Annotated in this window: 19 protein-coding genes; 13 read left to right on the top strand and 6 right to left on the bottom strand. The window is 35.2% G+C overall.

Translation table 11 applies throughout. The annotated features are described in order from the left end of the window. Positions 1–150 precede the first annotated feature (150 nt). On the top strand, positions 151–753 hold the full coding sequence (locus WH267_RS15795) for a phosphatase PAP2 family protein (RefSeq protein ID WP_123319357.1): 603 nt from the start codon (positions 151–153) through the stop codon (positions 751–753). Positions 754–761: 8 nt separating this feature from the next. Then, positions 762–1262 (top strand): BlaI/MecI/CopY family transcriptional regulator, encoded by a 501-nt coding sequence (locus tag WH267_RS15790; protein ID WP_123320086.1) that lies wholly within the window; start codon positions 762–764, stop codon positions 1260–1262. A 32-nt stretch (positions 1263–1294) separates the two neighbouring features. Here WH267_RS15790 and WH267_RS15785 read toward each other — a convergent pair whose 3' ends face one another. After that, positions 1295–1660 (bottom strand): RNA recognition motif domain-containing protein, encoded by a 366-nt coding sequence (locus WH267_RS15785; RefSeq protein ID WP_045496213.1) that lies wholly within the window; start codon positions 1658–1660, stop codon positions 1295–1297. A gap of 426 nt (positions 1661–2086) precedes the next feature. On the opposite strand from WH267_RS15785, the gene WH267_RS15780 reads away from it, so the two are divergent. From WH267_RS15780 to WH267_RS15735, 10 genes are all read left to right on the top strand, one after another. Next, positions 2087–2500, top strand: coding sequence for a DUF6157 family protein (locus WH267_RS15780; RefSeq protein WP_340009588.1), 414 nt, complete (start codon positions 2087–2089; stop codon positions 2498–2500). A gap of 96 nt (positions 2501–2596) precedes the next feature. Further along, positions 2597–2992, top strand: coding sequence for an acyl-CoA thioesterase (locus WH267_RS15775; protein ID WP_115968902.1), 396 nt, complete (start codon positions 2597–2599; stop codon positions 2990–2992). Continuing rightward, the gene (locus WH267_RS15770; protein WP_340009585.1) at positions 2989–3549 is read left to right on the top strand and encodes a helix-turn-helix domain-containing protein; all 561 of its coding nucleotides are present in this window, start codon (positions 2989–2991) and stop codon (positions 3547–3549) included. The genes WH267_RS15775 and WH267_RS15770 overlap by 4 nt, the downstream gene beginning before the upstream one ends. Before the next feature lie 178 nt (positions 3550–3727). Then, positions 3728–6580: a heavy metal translocating P-type ATPase gene (locus tag WH267_RS15765; protein ID WP_340009583.1), complete on the top strand. Its 2853-nt coding sequence runs from the start codon at positions 3728–3730 to the stop codon at positions 6578–6580. A gap of 4 nt (positions 6581–6584) precedes the next feature. Further along, positions 6585–7313, top strand: coding sequence for a DUF72 domain-containing protein (locus WH267_RS15760; RefSeq protein ID WP_340009581.1), 729 nt, complete (start codon positions 6585–6587; stop codon positions 7311–7313). Between the two features lie 313 nt (positions 7314–7626). Then, positions 7627–8487 (top strand): polysaccharide deacetylase family protein, encoded by an 861-nt coding sequence (locus tag WH267_RS15755; RefSeq protein ID WP_340009579.1) that lies wholly within the window; start codon positions 7627–7629, stop codon positions 8485–8487. Between the two features lie 125 nt (positions 8488–8612). Then, positions 8613–9272 carry a YggS family pyridoxal phosphate-dependent enzyme gene (locus tag WH267_RS15750; protein WP_115968907.1) on the top strand — a complete coding sequence of 220 codons (660 nt, stop codon included), beginning with the start codon at positions 8613–8615 and terminating at the stop codon, positions 9270–9272. A 56-nt stretch (positions 9273–9328) separates the two neighbouring features. Further along, positions 9329–10513 (top strand): sigma-54-dependent transcriptional regulator, encoded by a 1185-nt coding sequence (locus tag WH267_RS15745; RefSeq protein ID WP_115968908.1) that lies wholly within the window; start codon positions 9329–9331, stop codon positions 10511–10513. Between the two features lie 100 nt (positions 10514–10613). Then, positions 10614–11987: an MATE family efflux transporter gene (locus tag WH267_RS15740; protein WP_340009576.1), complete on the top strand. Its 1374-nt coding sequence runs from the start codon at positions 10614–10616 to the stop codon at positions 11985–11987. A gap of 68 nt (positions 11988–12055) precedes the next feature. Then, positions 12056–12874: a GLPGLI family protein gene (locus WH267_RS15735; RefSeq protein WP_340009574.1), complete on the top strand. Its 819-nt coding sequence runs from the start codon at positions 12056–12058 to the stop codon at positions 12872–12874. Positions 12875–12922: 48 nt separating this feature from the next. Here WH267_RS15735 and WH267_RS15730 read toward each other — a convergent pair whose 3' ends face one another. Both WH267_RS15730 and WH267_RS15725 read right to left on the bottom strand, forming a co-directional pair. Then, a complete protein-coding gene (locus tag WH267_RS15730) occupies positions 12923–13429 on the bottom strand; it encodes a GNAT family N-acetyltransferase (protein ID WP_340009572.1) in 507 nt (168 codons plus the stop codon). Positions 13430–13873: 444 nt separating this feature from the next. Next, a complete protein-coding gene (locus WH267_RS15725; protein ID WP_115968912.1) occupies positions 13874–14434 on the bottom strand; it encodes a Crp/Fnr family transcriptional regulator in 561 nt (186 codons plus the stop codon). Between the two features lie 75 nt (positions 14435–14509). On the opposite strand from WH267_RS15725, the gene WH267_RS15720 reads away from it, so the two are divergent. Beyond that, a complete protein-coding gene (locus tag WH267_RS15720) occupies positions 14510–15199 on the top strand; it encodes an HAD family hydrolase (RefSeq protein WP_340009569.1) in 690 nt (229 codons plus the stop codon). Positions 15200–15269: 70 nt separating this feature from the next. Here the strand turns inward: WH267_RS15720 and WH267_RS15715 are convergent, their stop codons facing one another. The 3 genes from WH267_RS15715 to era all read right to left on the bottom strand — a co-directional run bounded on the left by WH267_RS15715 (position 15270) and on the right by era (position 19195). After that, positions 15270–17672, bottom strand: a complete 2403-nt coding sequence (locus WH267_RS15715) for an alpha/beta hydrolase family protein (RefSeq protein WP_340009567.1) — start codon at positions 17670–17672, stop codon at positions 15270–15272. A gap of 151 nt (positions 17673–17823) precedes the next feature. Next, on the bottom strand, positions 17824–18252 hold the full coding sequence (locus tag WH267_RS15710; protein WP_340009565.1) for a DoxX family protein: 429 nt from the start codon (positions 18250–18252) through the stop codon (positions 17824–17826). Positions 18253–18319: 67 nt separating this feature from the next. Beyond that, entirely contained in the window at positions 18320–19195 is an 876-nt protein-coding gene (gene era / locus WH267_RS15705) for a GTPase Era (RefSeq protein ID WP_068943071.1), read from the bottom strand. Positions 19196–19329 lie beyond the last annotated feature (134 nt).

Genomic DNA, 19329 nt, shown 5'->3' with positions numbered 1-19329 from the left:
TTATTTTCAAAAAAAAACAAAAAAAACATTCTGTATAATAAGAAGCGTCAGCACTTATCTGCATTTTCAGTATCTCAAAAACGTAATCATCATCCGGTCTTCGTTTGTTTTTTGGGCTTATAATCTTATATTTGGTCTTTAAACTTAAATATGGAAGAAAAAAAGTCTTCGCTTCTTCACAAAATCTCAAAGGTTATCTCAGATTTCTTCAATCCACTGGTTTCTCTGATTATCTTTTTTGTGTATATGAGCACCAGGGAGTATACTTTTAAGGAATCTCTGCTTTATTTTCTGCCTATATTATTAATGATTATTGCTCCAGTTGTTATCTGGCTGATATGGAATGTGAAAACCGGAAGATACACCAATATGGATGTTTCTAACCGGGTACAGCGAAAAACACTGTATGTATTTATTGCTGCCTGTGTTGTTGTTTATCTTATTTTCCATTATATCAGAAACGGGTATATTGATCTGGTAATGCTTTTTATTTTAATCCTGCTTTTTGCCCTTCAGATCAGCAATTTTTTCATTAAAAGTTCGATGCACACTGCATTTAATATATTTGTAGCTGCATTATTTTTCACTTTAGACTGGAAAATGGGTCTTGTATGGTTAGGGATCGCCAGCCTGGTGGGACTCACCAGAATTATTTTAAAAAGGCATACGGTAAAAGAAGTATTTATGGGAGCTGGAATAGCTTTTATGGTATCTTTTATTTATCTTTATTGCAATATACAATTTCAACATTAGAAGAATATATGAAAATCAATCATCTTACTGCCGCAGAAGAAAACTTTATGAAGCTGTTTTGGACAATGGAATCTTTCTATCTGAAGGACGTTATGGAGCAGCACCCGGAACCCAAACCACACCAAAATACGGTTTCCACATATTTGAAAATATTGGTTGAAAAGGGCTATTTATCTACTGTAAAAGAAGGGAGAATCTTCAAGTATACGGTACTTGTTCCGTCTGAGGAATACAGGAAGTTTTTATTAAAAGAACTTACACACAATTTTTTCAATGATTCAGGAAAGGAAATCCTTGAGTTTTTGTTCAGTGAGAAGCTGCTTACACAGAACGATCTTAAGGGTTATTTTGATCTTAAAATTGAAATCAAACCTGCGAAAGTTGAAGAACCGAAATTTGAGGTTGCTGACGAGATATTAAATCCGAAGAAAGAAAAAGACAAAAAGGCAAAAATCAGCAAAGAAAAAGATAAGGATAAAGAAAAGAAGAAAAAGAAAAAGAAACCATAAAAAAAGCGGCTTAAAAAGCCGCTTCATATTTTTTACCAACGATTTCCGCCGCCGTTACCACCACGGTTTCCACCGCCGTAGCCACCGCCACCATTTCCACGGTTGTTACCACCGTAACCTCCGCCTCTGTTGTTATCGAAGCTTCTTCTTGGCTTCTCTTCTCTTGGCTTAGCTTCAGATACGTTTAATGTTTTTCCGTTGAATTCTTTTTGATTAAGAGCTTCAATAGCCTGCTGTCCTTCTTCATCACCCATCTCGATGAAACCAAAACCTCTAGAACGGCCAGTTTCTCTGTCTGTTACGATTTTAGCTGATGATACATCACCAAATTCTGCAAATAGATCGTGCAACTCATACTCTTTAGTTGCGTAATTGATGTTTGAAACAAAAATGTTCATTTTAAAATAAATTAAAAAATTAATAAAAATTTGGTATATAAAAGAAAAGCAACATAAATTAATGAACAAATATTGATTCCAAATATAAACGTATGCAAGATACAATTAAAAACGTTAAATCAAAGCTTTTTTTATCTCTTTCTCACATTGGTTTGAATTTAATGTTTAAATTCTAATAAAATTAAACATTAAAAAACTGATTATCAATAAATTAACTCTGAAACATGTTAAAAAGTTAAAGTTAGTTAACATAATAAAATTCTTTTAGTATTATATATAAATAAGGTGTAATTGTTTGGAATAATCACATCCCATATAAGACTCATTGGCTGCCGGCAACCTATATTTTAGAATACAAACATATATTAGTATATTTATAATCCTTTTTTAACATTACATTCATGAAGCCTTTAATGGGATTTTATTATGAAACAACATAGCACCAATTACACGAATACTTTCATAGAAGTTGCCGAAGACTGCCCCGTCTCCCATGCACAGGTTCCCCCTGATAAGAAAGAAAAAACCCTGGCGAACCTTCAATATGAAAAGATCAGTAATCATCCTTATCAATATTCATCAGATGATATTGTTTTTGATGGCTATGCCTTTAAAAATGATATTTCAGAAAATGAAAAACAGAAAGTAAGAGAGCAATTCTTTTCCAAAGGTCAAGCCTGCCTCCGCTCTTCTCCCCTCGCCAAAAGATATGGATTCGGGTTTCATCATAATAAGGAGGGGAAAGTAGCAATATTCCCCGTAGAAAGTGAAGAATACCAAAAATTCTTAAACGATCCCCACATCGCAAAAACGAAAGCAATGCGCTCCAAAAGAAAATAATTGAGAAAATGAATAATTCTCTTCAGATCCATAAATGCAATTCTTTTGATAACACCAGCTTTTAACACTAAATTTGTACTGTAAATTATTAAGAATATGAACTACCATACAAGAAAATGGGTAAAACCCGAAGATTTAAATCCTAATCATTCACTATTCGGAGGAAGACTATTACAATGGATTGATGAAGAAGCAGCATTATATGCAATCATCCAGCTTGAAAACACCAAAGTAGTAACTAAATTTATTTCTGAGATCAACTTTGTAAGTTCCGCAAAACAGGGAGACATTATAGAAATTGGTATTGAAGCCAATCACTTTGGATCCTCCTCTATTACTTTAAGATGTGATGTCCGTAATAAAATGACCCATCAGACAATCATTACCGTAGATAAAATCGTCATGGTTAATCTAGACAGTGACGGAAACCCAGCTCCTCATGGCAAAACCAAGATTGAGTTTGTAAAAGACAGGTTAAACAGCGAACTATGAAGATATTCATAAAGAATATGGTCTGCAGCAGATGTATTTCCGCTGTAGAAACCATCTTCAATAATGCAAATGTAAACACAAGTTCTGTTATCTTGGGAGAAGTAGAAACAGAGTCGGATGTTTCTGCAACGATCATGCGGTCTATTGAAGAAAAACTGCTTGAAACCGGTTTTGAAAGAATCATGGATTCTGCCCATCAACTTATTGAGAAAATTAAAAATCTTATTATTATAAAAGTCAGTGACCTTGACATTGATGAGAATTTTCTTCTTTCTGAATTTTTAAGTTCAAAACTTCATAAAGATTACAGTTCCCTTTCAAAAACATTCTCCCAGAATGAAAACATCACACTGGAACAGTTTTTTATTCTTCAAAAAATAGAAAAGGTAAAGGAACTTCTTTTATATAATGAATTTAATCTTACGGAAATTGCAGGAAAACTTGGCTATAAAAGTGTTCAGCATCTTTCTACCCAATTCCGTAACGTTACCGGATTCACACCTACTGAGTTTAAAAAATTAAAAGACCATCATAGAAAACCCCTCGATACTCTTTAATTGAGTTGGAGAGTATTTGAGTATGAGTGTCAGAATATTTGATATTATAATAATGTATCAATTCCCTGCTCCTCTAATACTCTCCCACTCTCAAACCTAAATTCTATAACTATTATCCTTAAATTTATAACAGCCTTAGATTTTCATTTTGGAAATTTGTAGTATAAATTTAAGAATCATGGACCAACAGTATAAAATACTCGGAATGACCTGTTCCGGTTGCCAGAAAAAGATCTCTAACCAACTGAACAGTATTGAAGGCGTTACTGCCGATGTAAATCTGGAAAACAACACGGCTACGATCACTTCTGATCACGCAATTGCCCTTTCAGTTTTAAACGATTCCCTGACAGAAATAGGAAAGTACAGACTTGAAGACCCAAACAATCCTGAAAAAGCTTTTGTAAAACCTCAGGATCGTGTATCCCCATCTTCAGTATATTATTGTCCTATGGAATGTGAAGGGGATAAAGTATATTTCAAACAGGGAGAAAGATGTCCTGACTGCAATATGTATCTGGTTCCGATTGAAGAAAAACTTGCAAAAGATCCTAATCATAAGCCCACTTACTCATCTACCCATCTTCCTGAAAGCTTTAAAGACAGTATTGGCAAATACTATTGCCCGATGTTCTGCGAAGGAGATAAAGTATATGATGAAAAAGGAGATTGCCCTGTATGTCATATGCGTTTAGAGGAAATCTCCGATGACATGGCTAAAAACGCAGTTTCACACCACAATCATTCACACTCACATTCACATAATCACAACCATCATGAAGCCCCTAAGGTCACTGATGAAATGGCAGGAAGATACTACTGTCCGATGTACTGTGAAGGAGACAAAACCTATGATTCCAACGTGGGATGTCCGGTTTGTGGAATGGACCTGGTAAAATACCCGGAGAAGAAAACCGCAAAATACACTTGTCCGATGCATCCTGAAATCATCAGTGATGAACCGGGAAGCTGCTCAATTTGTGGAATGGATCTGGTAAGAATGCCCGACAGTGGAGAAGATGATGAAGATGAAACCTACAACATTCTGAAAAGAAAATTTCTGATTTCACTGGCATTCACCATTCCTGTTTTCATTCTCTCTATGGGTGGAATGTTTATAGACTTTCCGTTTTCACATCAGATACAGGGATTTATTGAGCTTGCCTTAACACTTCCTGTGATGTTTTATTCCGGTTGGTTTCTGTTAAAAAGAGGTTGGGTTTCCTTCAAAACCTGGAATCTGAATATGTTTAGCTTAATTGCACTGGGTGTGGCTGCTGCCTTTATTTTCAGTATTGCGGCATTAGCTTTCCCTGACATTATCCCTCATGAAATTCGTGGACATAATCATGAAATCCCACTGTATTTTGAAGCAGTCTGTGTGATTCTTACCCTTGTTATTCTTGGACAGCTGATGGAAGCCGCTGCACATAAAAAAACAGGAAATGCCATCAAGGAATTGATGAACCTTTCACCGGATGAAGCGAATCTTATCGTGAATGGCGAAGAAAAAAAAGTATTGCTTTCTCAGGTAAAAATCGGAGATCTTTTAAAGGTAAAACCGGGTGAAAAAATTCCGGTTGACGGAAAAATTACAGAAGGAAACTCTATCGTAGATGAAAGTATGATTACAGGCGAGCCTGTTCCCGTTGAAAAAACCGTTGATGACAAAGTTTCTTCAGGAACAATTAACGGAAATCAGGTATTCATCATGAAAGCCGAAAAAGTAGGTGATGAAACATTGCTTTCACAAATCATTAAAATGGTGAATGAAGCCAGCCGAAGCAGAGCACCTATCCAAAAACTGACAGATAAAGTATCAAAGGTTTTTGTTCCCGTAGTAATCCTTATTGCTGTTCTTACTTTTGTTTTATGGCAGTTCTTTGGCCCGGAAGGGAAAAGAAGTTTATTCGCTTTCGTGAATGCTGTAGCAGTTCTAATTGTAGCATGTCCCTGTGCTTTAGGACTGGCTACTCCAATGTCCTTGATGGTAGGCATCGGAAAAGGAGCTAAAAACGGTATTCTGATCAAAAACGCAGAAGCTCTTGAACAAATGAATAAGGTAAACGTTCTGATCACCGACAAAACGGGAACTTTAACGGAAGGAAAACCTTCTGTAGAGCATATAGAGACAGTAAATAACGAAGATAAAAATCATATTTTAAAACTTGCCTTTTCACTGAATCAAAATTCGGAACACCCACTTTCAAACGCTGTTATCAAGAAAGCAAAGGATGAAAATGTATCCGCTGAAAAAGTAGATCAGTTTGAAAACATTTCAGGAAAAGGGGTAAAAGGAAACGTCAATGGGAAAACAGCCTATCTTGGAAATGAAAATCTATTAATCTCCCATCAGATCCAGATTCCTGCAACATTAAAGCAGAAAGCTACAGAAGTACAGTCAAAAGCACATACTATTTCTTATATTGCTCAGGATCAGAAAGTATTAGGGTTCATCAGCTTTACGGATAAAATTAAAGCAAGTTCAAAAAAAGCAATAGATAGATTAATGAGCGAAGGTGTTGACATTATTATGATGACCGGAGATAATGAACATACCGCCAAAGCTGTTGCTGAAGAATTAGGAATCAAACATTTTAAAGCCAATTGCCTTCCTGAAGATAAGCTGAATGAAGTAAAAAAACTACAGCAACAAGGTAAAGTTGTAGCGATGACCGGTGATGGAATCAACGACTCCCCTGCCCTTGCCCAGTCGGATATAGGAATTGCTATGGGAACCGGTACCGATGTTGCTATTGAAAGCGCTGAAATCACCTTATTAAAAGGAGATATTTTAGGAGTAGCAAAAGCAAAATTATTAAGTGAAAAACTTCTTAAAAATATTAAAGAGAATCTGTTCTTTGCCTTTATTTATAATGTTCTGGGAATTCCGGTTGCGGCAGGATTATTGTATCCATTTTTTGGAATCCTCTTATCACCGATGATTGCAGCAGCAGCAATGAGCGTAAGTTCATTATCCGTGATTTTAAATTCATTAAGATTAAATTCGGTGGATCTGGATATAAAATAACAGCATGAAAAAAGAAAATCTTTACATAGGATGCTCAGGGTTTTATAATAATGACTGGAAAGGGTCTTTATATCCTGAGAATACCCCCGGTAAAGATTTTCTTTCCTTATATACCAGAACTTTTAATGCCGTAGAGATCAATTCTACATTCTATAGAATACCCACTGCCAAGACACTCTTAAAATGGCATAACGAAACACACGGATCGTTCAGGTTTTTTATTAAAATTCCTAAAACAATTACCCATCAAAAACGTCTTGCAGATTCAAAAGATGAGATCACCGTCTTCTGCAGACATATTCATAAACATCTTCAACAAAAACTTTCCGGCTTCCTTTATCAGTTTCCACCCTCTTTTAAACATACTCAGGAAAATATAGATTTGATCATTAACAATATTGACAATCGATTTTTAAATGTTATTGAGTTTCGTCACGAATCCTGGTGGGAGAAGGAGATTTTTGATCTTTTAAAAAGCAATAATATTGTATTCTCAGGAGTAAGTTTTCCCGGAAATCTTCCTGAAGACATTATCATTAATCATTCTGAGGTAATATACTATAGACTTCATGGAAAACCAGTTCTCTACAAATCTGCTTATACCGAAGGTTTTCTTAATCATCTTGCAGAAAGTACAGCAAGTACCCAACAGACTGTATTTATATTCTTTAATAATACATGGGGAACTGCTGCCATTGAAAATGCTTTGTACCTGAAAAGCATTTTAAAATAAATATCATACTGTCAAAATCGTTCTCATAATATGTCTTACGTTTGTTAAAATAAAATAATTCCCAAGTAAAGGAAGAATATTATTACTTCAACATAAATAGAAAAAGACTATCGCTTTAATATTTATAAATGTTAAGAATTACAGAAAACAAAACCATCTCACAACAATCAGTAATTTTACGGAAATCACCTTTAAAATAAAGTTCTTAAAATAAACTTAAAAAGAAAAATTACTGAGAAATATGGCATATAATTTGTTAACATTCTACCGTTATTTTTAACGATTTTTAACAATTTAAATTTCCATTACCTTTATGAGAAAAATTTTTGCGGGAAAGTCAAAAAACAGGACTTTTCTCGGGATGTTTGCATTGATGAGTGCAACTTCAGTAGTATTAAACAGCTGTAATTTTAAAAGTGACGTGAACGACACTATGAGTTCACCGGAACATCCTACCGCAAAAACAGTTCCCACGATGGACGATGAAAACGTAGATCCGGATAAAAGAGTGATCTACCTTACCTTCGACGATGGCCCCAATCAGGGAACAGAAAATCTTTTAAAGATCCTTGATAAAAGAAATGTATGTGCCACAGCTTTTTTAGTGGGAAAACACGCCTATGGAAGCACAAAACAAAAAAATGACTTTACCCTTTTAAAGGAAAATCCTAGGATTGAGCTGGCCAATCACAGTTTTACCCATGCCCATAACAAATACAGTGATTTTTATAAGAATGCTGATGCCGTGGTTCATGATTTTGATATTGCCAAAGACAGTCTGAAACTTCATGATAAAATAGCAAGAACTCCGGGAAGAAATATCTGGAGACTGAACAATATTAATGTAACGGATATTAAAAGTTCCACTGCAGCAGCAGATGGTCTTAAAAGAGCAGGTTATAAAGTCATTGGTTGGGATCTTGAATGGAGACCTTCTCAAAAAATGACCTTAAAAGGAAGCCATGAAGCCATGCTGAAAAAAGTAGACAGCATCTTTCTGAACGATCTTGAAAAAACATCAAGACATCTGGTTTTCCTTACTCATGACCAATACCTTAGAGACACTGATTCTATCAATGAGCTGGATCTGTTTATTGAGAAACTACAGAAAAGCAACAAGTTTGTTTTCAGAAAGATCTCTCAGTATCCGAAGATCAATGAGATCCTGAATTAATTCAGGCATTAAAGTGAAGCCAAAAAAATTCGTAAAAAGCATATACCTATAGGAAAACATCTGTTTTTCCACCACTTTCAACTTAAAGCTTTGAACCTTGAACTAAATTTCGGAAATTTGCATGTATGAGTATTAAGGAAAATTATAAAGCAATACAAGGTCAGCTTACATCAGATGTTCAACTGGTTGCCGTTTCAAAAACGCATCCGGTTGCTTCTATTCAGGAGGTGTATGATCTTGGGCAAAGAGTTTTTGGAGAAAACAAAGTTCAGGAACTGATGGAAAAGGCTCCTCTCATGCCTGAAGATATCCAATGGCATCTGATCGGACACCTACAGACCAATAAAGTAAAATACATCGCTCCGTTTATAGATACCATCCAAAGTGTGGATTCAGAAAAATTATTGACTGAAATCAATAAGGAAGCTGGTAAAAACAATAGAAGCATTAAAGTTTTGCTTCAGGTAAAAATTGCTGCAGAGGAAAGTAAATTTGGGCTTGAAATTTCTGAAGCCAAAGCGCTTTTCCAACAGTATATTGATGGAAATTATCCACATATTGCAATTACCGGTTTGATGGGAATGGCTACTTTTACGGATAATGAGTCCCAGATCAGAAAAGAATTTTTAACTCTAAAAGTGCTTTTTGATGAATTAAATCAACTAAAATCTTTAAAAACCTTATCAATGGGAATGAGTGATGATTTCCCTGTGGCTATTGAATGTGGTGCCAACTCTGTGAGAGTGGGATCTGCAATTTTTGGAAGAAGAGACTATTCTCAATAGAATATTTAGGTATGGTTTTTGCTAATAATTGAAACAAAAAATTTAAATTTGCAACTATGCAAAAAATCCTTATAGTAGAAGACGAAAAAGCAATCTCAGGAGTACTTCACAGTATTCTTTCTGACGAACTTACAGATTATGAATTTGTTATTGCCGAAGACGGCCTTGAAGGTTACAAACAGGTAGAAAAAGAAGATTTCGCGTTGGTGATTTCTGATATCAAAATGCCTAAACTTTCAGGAACCGAGCTTTTGAAGCAGAGTCTGTTATTAAAGCCTGAAACTACTTTTATCATGATTTCAGGTCACGCAGACATTGATTCTGCCGTTTCCTGCCTGAAAGAAGGTGCATACGACTTTATCTCTAAGCCAATTGATATCAACAGGCTTATTACAAGTGTAAAGAATGCTTTAGTAAAAGAAACCCTGAAGAAAGAAAACAAAAACCTTCAGACAGAAAATAAAACGCTAAAGAGAAAAGTAAATAAAAAATACCAGATGATCGGAAATTCTCCTGCTTTGCAGAAGATTCAGGATATGATCGAAAAGGTAGCTGTTTCTGATGCCAGAGTTCTGATTACAGGGCCTAACGGTGCGGGAAAAGAATTGGTAGCTCATGCTATTCACAATCAAAGTGAGCGTGCAAGAGGACCAATGATAGAGGTAAACTGCGCGGCGATCCCATCTGAACTTATTGAATCTGAACTTTTCGGACACGTAAAAGGTTCTTTTACAGGTGCAATTAAAGATAAGCAGGGAAAATTTGAACAGGCTAACGGAGGAACTATTTTCCTTGATGAGATCGGAGACATGAGCCTTATCGCTCAGGCTAAGGTATTAAGAGCACTTCAGGAAAGTAAAGTATCTCCTGTAGGAAGCGATAAAGAAATAAAAGTTGATGTGAGAGTAATTGCAGCAACGAATAAAAATATGCAGAAAGAGATCGAAGAAGGGAAATTCAGAGAAGACCTTTACCACAGACTTTCTGTAATTGAAATCTATGTTCCGCCATTGGATGACAGAAAAGACGATATCAAATTGCTGGTTGAGCATTTCTCTGGTATGATTGCTGATGAGCATGGTACTGCTATGAAAAAGTTTGAAGATAAAGCTATTGACGCTTTAAAAGCTCTTTCGTGGACTGGAAATATCAGGGAGTTAAGGAATGTTGTGGAAAGATTGATTATTCTTGGTGGAAATACTGTTTCTGAAAGTGACGTTGCAAGTTTTGTAAGGAAATAATAAAGCTATTATTACAATATTATAAAAATTTGCAGTACACTACTGCAAATTTTTTTTTTGGACTATTTTGAATGATAAACTATATGAATCTTAAAATATTATGAAATTTTTAAACAAAAACTACACAAAAGAATGCCTGACTTTGGCTCTACCTGTAATGCTTACCCAGGTAGGGCAAGTTTCAGTGAATTTATTTGACAATATTATTGTTGGAAAACTTTTAGGCGCTGATGCATTAGCGTCCGTTTCATTAGGTAATGCAGTGTTCTTCTCTATATTTGTATTGGCTCTTGGATTTTCATTTGCGATACCACCATTGGTTTCGGAAGCACATTCAAAGGAGGATCATGCTACTATTAATTCTGTTTTTAGTCATGGTTTTATCATCAATATGGCTGTGGGTGTTATTCTTATGTTGGTATTATTCGCAGTAATGCCACTACTCTATCATTCCGGGCAGCCAGAGAAGATCATTCCTGATACGATAGGCTTTTTAAGTATTATGGTGGTCAGTATGATACCTATTATGGCTTTTCAGACACTTCGTGAGGTTTCAGAAGGCTTATCTTATACAATTGGAGTTACCAAGGCTACCATTATTGCTAACATCATCAATATTGTTCTAAACTACGTTTTTATCAAAGGACTTTGGGGAATTCCGCCAATGGGAGTACAAGGTTCTGCTTTAGCAACTTTAATCTCTAGAATCTTCATGGTAGTTTTCCTTTATTTTGTATTGTTGAAGGAAAAGAGAACGAGACGTTATATCAAGGATTTTTCATTAAAAATCCAAAGTTTCTCAAAAGCGATGTTTGATAAAATGGTAAGACTGGGACTGCCTACCGCATTACAGATGTTTTTCGAAGTAACAGCTTTTGCAGGAGCAGCATTTATCTGCGGATTAATTTCGGCACACGATATTGCCTCTCACCAGATTGCTTTGAGTATGGCTTCATTCACCTTCAACCTTTGTGTTGGATTCAGTGTAGCTTCTACCGTAATGATCGGAAGAAAACTGGGTGAACAAAACTTTGTGGAACTCAGAAAAGTAGGGATCAATAATTTAAAGATCGCTTTTATTTTCATGTGCATCTGTGGATTGGTCTTCATTCTTGGAAGAAATATACTGCCTACTTTCTTTACGAAAAAAGAAGAAGTAGAAGTGATCACCCTGGCTTCAAAGCTGATGATCATTGCAGCTTTATTCCAGCTTTCTGATGGAATCCAGGTAACAGCTTTAGGAATGCTGAGAGGGTTACAGGATGTGAAAATTCCATCAATCTACACCTTTATTGCCTATTGGGTGATTACCATTCCACTGGGATATTTCTTCTGTGTAACATTGGAAATGGGAGCTTTCGGAATGTGGATCGCTCTAGGATTGGGATTAACGATTTCAGCCGTATTCCTTGTTAAACGGTTCTTAAATATGTCAGCAAAGAGAATCAAACAAAATATTGAGGTTAAAGCATAATAATAAAAAAACGCAGAGATAAAAACTCTGCGTTTTTTTATTATTTTTGACGACATTAATTAATAAGCATGAAAAAAACACTGATCATCTTCGCTCTGTATGCAGGTGCTCTATATCAATCTCAAACGAACAGATTCACTTACGAACTTCGATACCGAAACGATTCTTCCCAGGAATACATCACCAACCTGATGAATCTGGATGTAAGCCCCAGATCTGTTAAATTTTATGATAAAAGTTTTGCCGACTATGATGTAAAAAATAAAGAAAACAACCAATCAATATCGCATTACAGTACAAGAACAGACCAGGTAATTGAAAGAAAACCCGAATCTTTCAAAAATAATTGGTACAGAGATTTTTTTGACTATTTTGTGGTAAAAACAAATGATGAAATGAAATGGCAGGTCATCCCTGAAACCAAAGAATACAATGGTTATAAACTTCAAAAAGCTACCACAGAATTTGGAGGCAGAAGCTGGATTGCATGGTTTTCTAATGAGATCAACATCAAAGAAGGCCCCTATAAATTCAGAGGACTTCCCGGCCTCATCTTTATGCTGGAAGATCTAGATCAGAATTTTGTGTATAAGCTTATCAACAATGAAAAACTAAGTTCAGATTATGATACTCAGGATTTCGTAGAAACCCATTATGGAAAACAGGCTATTCCTATCACCAATGAGAAGTTCAATAAGTATATCGAAGATATTTATCAAAACCCTACAAGGATGTTTTCGGAAGGAATAAAGAACGGGCAAAAATCAACCTTTAAGAATGAAACGATAGAATCTATTGAAGCTCTTAACAGTAAAAAAGAAATGCTTCAGAAAGGAATCAAAGGCCGATATGTTTATATTGAAAAAGATAAGCAGCCTGCCTTCTGAGACTCAATGTAATACTAATCATAAAAGCGATCCTAACAAGGTCGCTTTTTATTTAAAAATCTTTTTCCCCAATATTACAAGGCTTCTTTCTATTCCATCCAGAACGGCTACATTAGGAAGGTTTCCCCAATCTTCAAATCCAAAGTACCTGAACAGCTTTAAACTCGGTTTATTATGAAGAAAAATAAGTGCAACCAGGTTATTCACCCCAAATTTTCCTGCATTATCTATACAATATTGAAGAATCATTTTGCCATACCCTTTTCCTCTACAGCTCTCATCCAGATAAATACTCACTTCCACAGTACCACTGTAAGCCGACCTTTCATGGAACGAACTGAAACTCACCCAGCCTATCATTTGACCATCTGTATCTTCTACAACCCAAAGTGGTCTTGTTTCAGTATTATGCTCACTGAACCATTGTACTTTACTTTCTACAGAAACTTCTTCAACGTCTGCAGTCACCATTCTCGAAGCAATTGTTGAGTTGTAAATCGCTACAATTTTATTTAAATCGGCTAATTCTGCATTTCTGAATTTTAAATTCCCCATTGGTATTGTATTCAATTTTATTATGCAAAAATAATAAATTTAAAAACACCCCCTATTTAATTAAACAGTTTATTTAAATTTAATTAATAAAAACCACCCAACCCCTATAAAAACCAACAAAAACAATAGACTGACCTTATTTTTCATAATAGAATACGAAAAGGCACAATAAAATGTAAGACTGGATATTTTTTAAGGTATAATGATTTTATCTTCAATACAATTATGTACTGCTAAAATATATTGTTAGAATGAATAGTTTTATGGATTAATAAAAACTATAAGCTGATGTACTTAAAATCCATTTTAAAGTTCCATAGAGACTTAGAATATTGTAATAGAAAAAAAAGTTGAAAGTATTTTTCCTGCTGAGAATCTTTGATTCTCTTGCCTCTTAAATAGATATAAAGTTGGTTTAAAATCTTTGCACTTACCAACAACTATTTATTTCAAATCTTTCAAAATTCTGTTCAGGCTTCGTACTGTGATCCCTAAATATGCAGCCATATCTTCTTTGGAAATCTGAATATTCTGTTTAGACTGCATTTTAAGTAACTGCGTCAATGTGTGTTCTACAGTATAAAGCTGCTGATATGAAGCTCTGCTGGAAGTATTGATAATACGTTCTGCAAAGGAATTCAATAATAGGTTATTTAAAATAAGATCTTTTTGAATCAACTCATTAAAATATGACAGGCTGATCGTATATACCACAACTTCCGTTAATGCTTCAATACCGCATAGACAAGGGATATTTTTAATCAGTTCCACTTCTCCCATGATTTCACCACTTCCCAGAAATTCAACAATGTATTCTTTTCCATTTTCTTCTTCAAAGTAGCATTTCGTAATTCCTTCTTTAATAAGCATTACTTTAGAAACAGAGTGATCCTGGATTAATAATTTCTGACCTATGAAGAATGATTCCAGAACTATATTTTCTCCGGATTGTTTTTGATAAAGTGTTTCCAGATGGCTTAAAAAAGATTGATTTGTTCGTAACATAGGTCTTCGGGACAATTGTCCTTTGCTGATTTATTTTTTATACAGAAATTTGAACCAGAAATTTACAAAACAAAAATGAATAATCATATTACAACAATAGCTTTCGATGCGGATGATACACTTTGGATCAATGAGCCTTATTTTCAGGAAGCCGAAAAAGAATTCTGTATACTGCTTGAAGACTATCTTCCTCAGCATTCTGTCTCTCAGGAATTGTTTAAAACAGAGATGAAAAATCTCCATTTATATGGTTATGGAGTCAAAGGATTTATGCTGTGTATGGTTGAAACTATCGGAAGAGTGTCTGACAATACTGCTTCTCTCCGACTGGTCAACAAAGCTATTGAATTGGGACAGGAGCTTCTTCAGAAACCGATTGAGCTTTTAGACGGAGTAACAGAAACCCTGGAAAGTCTAAAGGGAAAATACAGGCTGGTTGTTGCCACCAAAGGAGACCTTCTGGATCAGGAACGCAAGCTTAAAAATTCAGGATTACAGGAGTATTTCCACCATATTGAGATCATGAGTGATAAAAAGGAAAATGATTACAAAAAATTACTGAAGCATCTTGACTGCCAGCCGGAAAATTTCCTTATGCTCGGAAATTCAATTAAGTCTGATATTCTGCCTGTATTGGAAATCGGAGGATCAGCAGCTCATATTCCTTACCATGTGACCTGGAGTCATGAACAACATGATCCAAACCTTGAACATGACCGTTTTATGGAATTAAAAAATATTGATGAGATCTTAGAATTTCTTTAATCCTCCAATTAACTTTCATTGTCATTCTGTAAAAATAAAGGCTGTCCCAGAAATGGGACAGCCTTTAATATTATTTTTTCAGACATTTTTCTAGGAACTGATCCTGTTCCCATAAAACGTGAAATATATTCTCTTTAGCCTGATATCCGTGTGATTCTTTCGGAAGAAGAACCATTCTTACTGATGCTCCAAGGTTTTTCAAAGCCTGGAAATACCTTTCCGTCTGCAATGTAAAAGTTCCCGGATTGTTATCTGCATCACCATGAATCAGAAGCAATGGAGTTTTCATTTTATCTGCGTTCATAAACGGAGACATGGTATTATAGATCTCCGGAACATCCCAATAGTTTCTTTGCTCAGTTTGGAATCCAAATGGGGTAAGTGTTCTGTTGTAAGCACCACTTCTTGCAATTCCACATGCAAAAAGATTAGAGTGTGTCAATAAGTTAGCCGTCATAAATGCCCCATATGAGTGACCTCCAACAGCAGCTTTCTTTTTATCGATATACCCTAACTTATCTACTGCATTAATCGCAGCATCAGCATCAGCTACCAATTGCGTAATAAAGGTATCATTGGGTTCTGTTTTTCCTTCTCCGATGATCGGGAATGCAGCATTATCTAAAACAGCATATCCTTTAGTCACCCAGTACACGAAAGAGCCATAATAAGGGAAAGTAAAGTCATTATCATTCTGAGTACTCTGCCCTGCTGTATTCTTATCCTTAAATTCTCTTGGATAAGCCCAGATCAATAAAGGTAATTTTTCTTTCTTCGCCTTTCTGTCATAGTTTGCCGGCAGATAAAGAGTTCCCGTTAATGTAACACCATCATTTCTTTTGTAAGTAATTACTTCTTTGTGAACATCTTTGATACTTTCAAAAGGATTGGTAAAATGAGTTACCGCTTCAGCTTTGCTAGATTTGATATTCTTTTTGAAAAAGTTCGGATATTGACTTGAAGATTCCTGCGTTGTTAAGATTTCTCCTTTTGACGGATTTAAAATATCTACAATATTTTCTTTAGCGCCTTTAAGATTAGAGGTGTATAACCTTTTCTTTTTCAAAGATTTAATATCCATCTCATCAATAAACGGATGCTGACCTTCTTTGGTAAATCCTTCTCCTATCAGAAAAGCTTTACCTCCTTTCATATCAACAACAGATCTACCATATTGGTTTTTCACTGTATTGAATTTTCCCGGATCGCTGTAAACGTCCTGAGAATTTCTGTCATCAATTATCTTTGATTCACCATTGTTAAGATCAACCAGGAATGTTTTGGTATTTCTTGTATCATACCATTCTTCAGACACTAAGGCATAGTGGTCATTCGTCCAATCTACATCCTCAAATCTCTGTTTGATTTTGAAGAATGATTTAGGAGCAGCTGTAAATGGTGCATCCCAGGTAAAAATTTCATCTCTGTATTCTGAAGTTTTATATTGATCTCCACCATCAAGAGCTTCTGTAAAGACTAATGTAGCCGGAGCATCATTTCTCCAGGACATTTCTCTCTTTCCTGTTCTTACTGATGAAAAGCCTTTAGGCATAATTTCATTCAGAGGAATTTCATTGACAACTTTTACCGTATTTCCTTTTGTATCAGATACCGTTGTGGTCATAGGAAATCTGTTCAGCGGAACAATATAAGAAAATGGCTTTTTAATGACTGAAGACAACAGGTAATTTCCATCAGGAGAAAAACTTAATCCTGTATACATATCCTGGTCCATTACCTTTTTAAGGTTTCCGTTCAGATCTACATTGAATACTTCAGAAGTTACTAATGTCTCGAAGTTCTTTTCATCCTGCGGATTCTTTAAAAGATCCTGGTATGTTCTGTTTTGGGATACTTTTCCATCTGCTGTAGAGACAATGGGTCCTGTGGGAAGATCTTTTCCTGAATCAATCAAAGCAGGTCTGTTTTGAGGCAGCGTTCTGATTAATAAACTTTGGGAATCATTATACCAAAGATACGGAGTACCTAAATTGGCATTCAGAATGTCTCCTGTAATCTTTTTGGCTGTAGCTGTTTCCATATCTACAATCCACAACTCTACTCCCTTGTTCGTTGTATTGGTAAAAGTGAGTTTTTTTTCGTCCGGTGAAAACTGCACATAGGCAATTTTGGCACCTGCAGGCAGATTCTTCACCTGAACCTCATTTTTATCACTGAACTTTCTTACTTTAAGATTGTTGAAATAAGTAACAGTGCTTGCTATATTGGTAACCGGATTGATCCTTAATCCACCCAGCTTCATTTCCTGCTGATTAAGATCATCCAACGTTTTGTAAGTTGGACGGTAAGTAAACACCACCCAATCTTTTTTATTGTTCATTAGAACTGATGGTGGTCTTTCATAATCTGCCAGTTTTAAAATTTCGGCAGAGGGTTTCTGATAGGTAATATTCTCCTGTGCATCATAAAAATTGAGAAATGCCAGAAGGCAGATTGTCAGTTTTATCTTCATATAGATTCATTTTCTACGAATGTAGTGATTTTTGAGATAAATTCGGTATAAAAAACCACCTATAAACCCTAATAATAAAGAGATTTATAAAAATAACTCCAATAAAAAAGAGCATCTTAAGATGCTCTTTTGATTATATATTGTAATGTTTTTACCAGTCTGAAGCCCTTTTTCTTCTCTCAATCAAATGATCTACAGAAACTTTTCCGGCTCCTGTCATCATCAGAAGAAGGTATACCGAAAGATAAATAAGGCTCATTTCTCTTTTTTCAAAAGGATCTGCTCCATGAACTACAAATCCGGCGATGATCATTGTAAAGATCAGGAAACCTAAGGAAACCCTTGTGAAAAGCCCTAATATCAGCAGAATTGAACAAACAAATTCGGCAAGTACTGTAAGAATCAGAGTAATCTGAGGTCCCATGCCCAGAAAATCAAAGAATTCGATTTTTCCACCTGCCAACAACATTTGTAGTTTCGGGTATCCGTGAGATAGCATTGCAAAACCCACAAATACTCTTACTACTAATAAAATAATATCTTTAGGTATTGAGCTCGAATTTGAATTATTATAGTTCATCTACTAAAAAATTTAGACTAAGGTAATAAAAATCTTTTAATACAAGGGCTTTTACAGCATTTTTAGTCTATCTGTAGCCAAAATTCTTAAGGTCTCTATCGTTCTTTCTCCAGTCTTTTTTCACCTTAACAAATAAATTTAAGTGAATTTTCTTGGAAAAGAACTTCTCCAGGTCTAATCTTGCTTCTGTTCCTACTTTTTTGATAGCTTCTCCTTTATGTCCGATAATGATCCCTTTTTGGGTATCTCTTTCCACATAAATAATAGAATCAATGAAGATAATTCCTTCTTTTTCTTTAAACTGTTCCGTCACTACTTCCACAGAATATGGAATTTCCTTATCATAGTTTAAAAGGATTTTCTCACGGATTGCTTCATTTACGAAGAACCTTTCTGGTTTATCCGTATACTGATCCTTATCATAATAAGGTGGATTTTCAGGCAATAAAGATTTTAGTTTAGGTAAAATAACCTCAGTATTAAAGGCATTCAGAGCAGAAATAGGAAGTATTTCCGCTTTTGGAATCCTATTATGCCAGGTTTCTACTAATGTTTCAAGCCCTGCCTGATCAGTCTGATCTACTTTATTCAATAGTAAAAGTACAGGAACAGGGATTTTATTTAATTTATCAATTAAAAATTCGGAAGGTTCAGCTTTATCGGTTACATCAACAATAAACAGGAATACATCCGCATCCTGTAGGGAATCTTTTACAAAATCCATCATCTTCTCCTGCAATCCGTATTTTGGATCCAATACTCCGGGAGTATCTGAAAATACAATCTGAAGGTCCTCTTCATTATAAATACCAAAAATTCGGTGACGGGTTGTCTGGGCTTTCTGCGTTACAATCGCCAGTTTCTCTCCCATTAATTGGTTGAGTAGTGTTGATTTTCCGGCATTGGGCTTTCCAACTATATTTACAAATCCAGCTTTGTGCATAAAAATAATATTACGAACTGCAAAGTTAGTAAAACAAAATTGGTCTTTACGGTTAATATCAATATTTAAAAGAAAAAAGAGAGTTATTTGTTTCTCAAAAAGATTTTTGAAGAAAGTTGGGCCTCCAGGTTTTT

Origin of the sequence: Chryseobacterium sp. MYb328 (assembly GCF_037572595.1) — a bacterium.
Classification (GTDB): domain Bacteria; phylum Bacteroidota; class Bacteroidia; order Flavobacteriales; family Weeksellaceae; genus Chryseobacterium; species Chryseobacterium pennae.
This window is presented reverse-complemented; position numbering and strand designations above follow the sequence as displayed.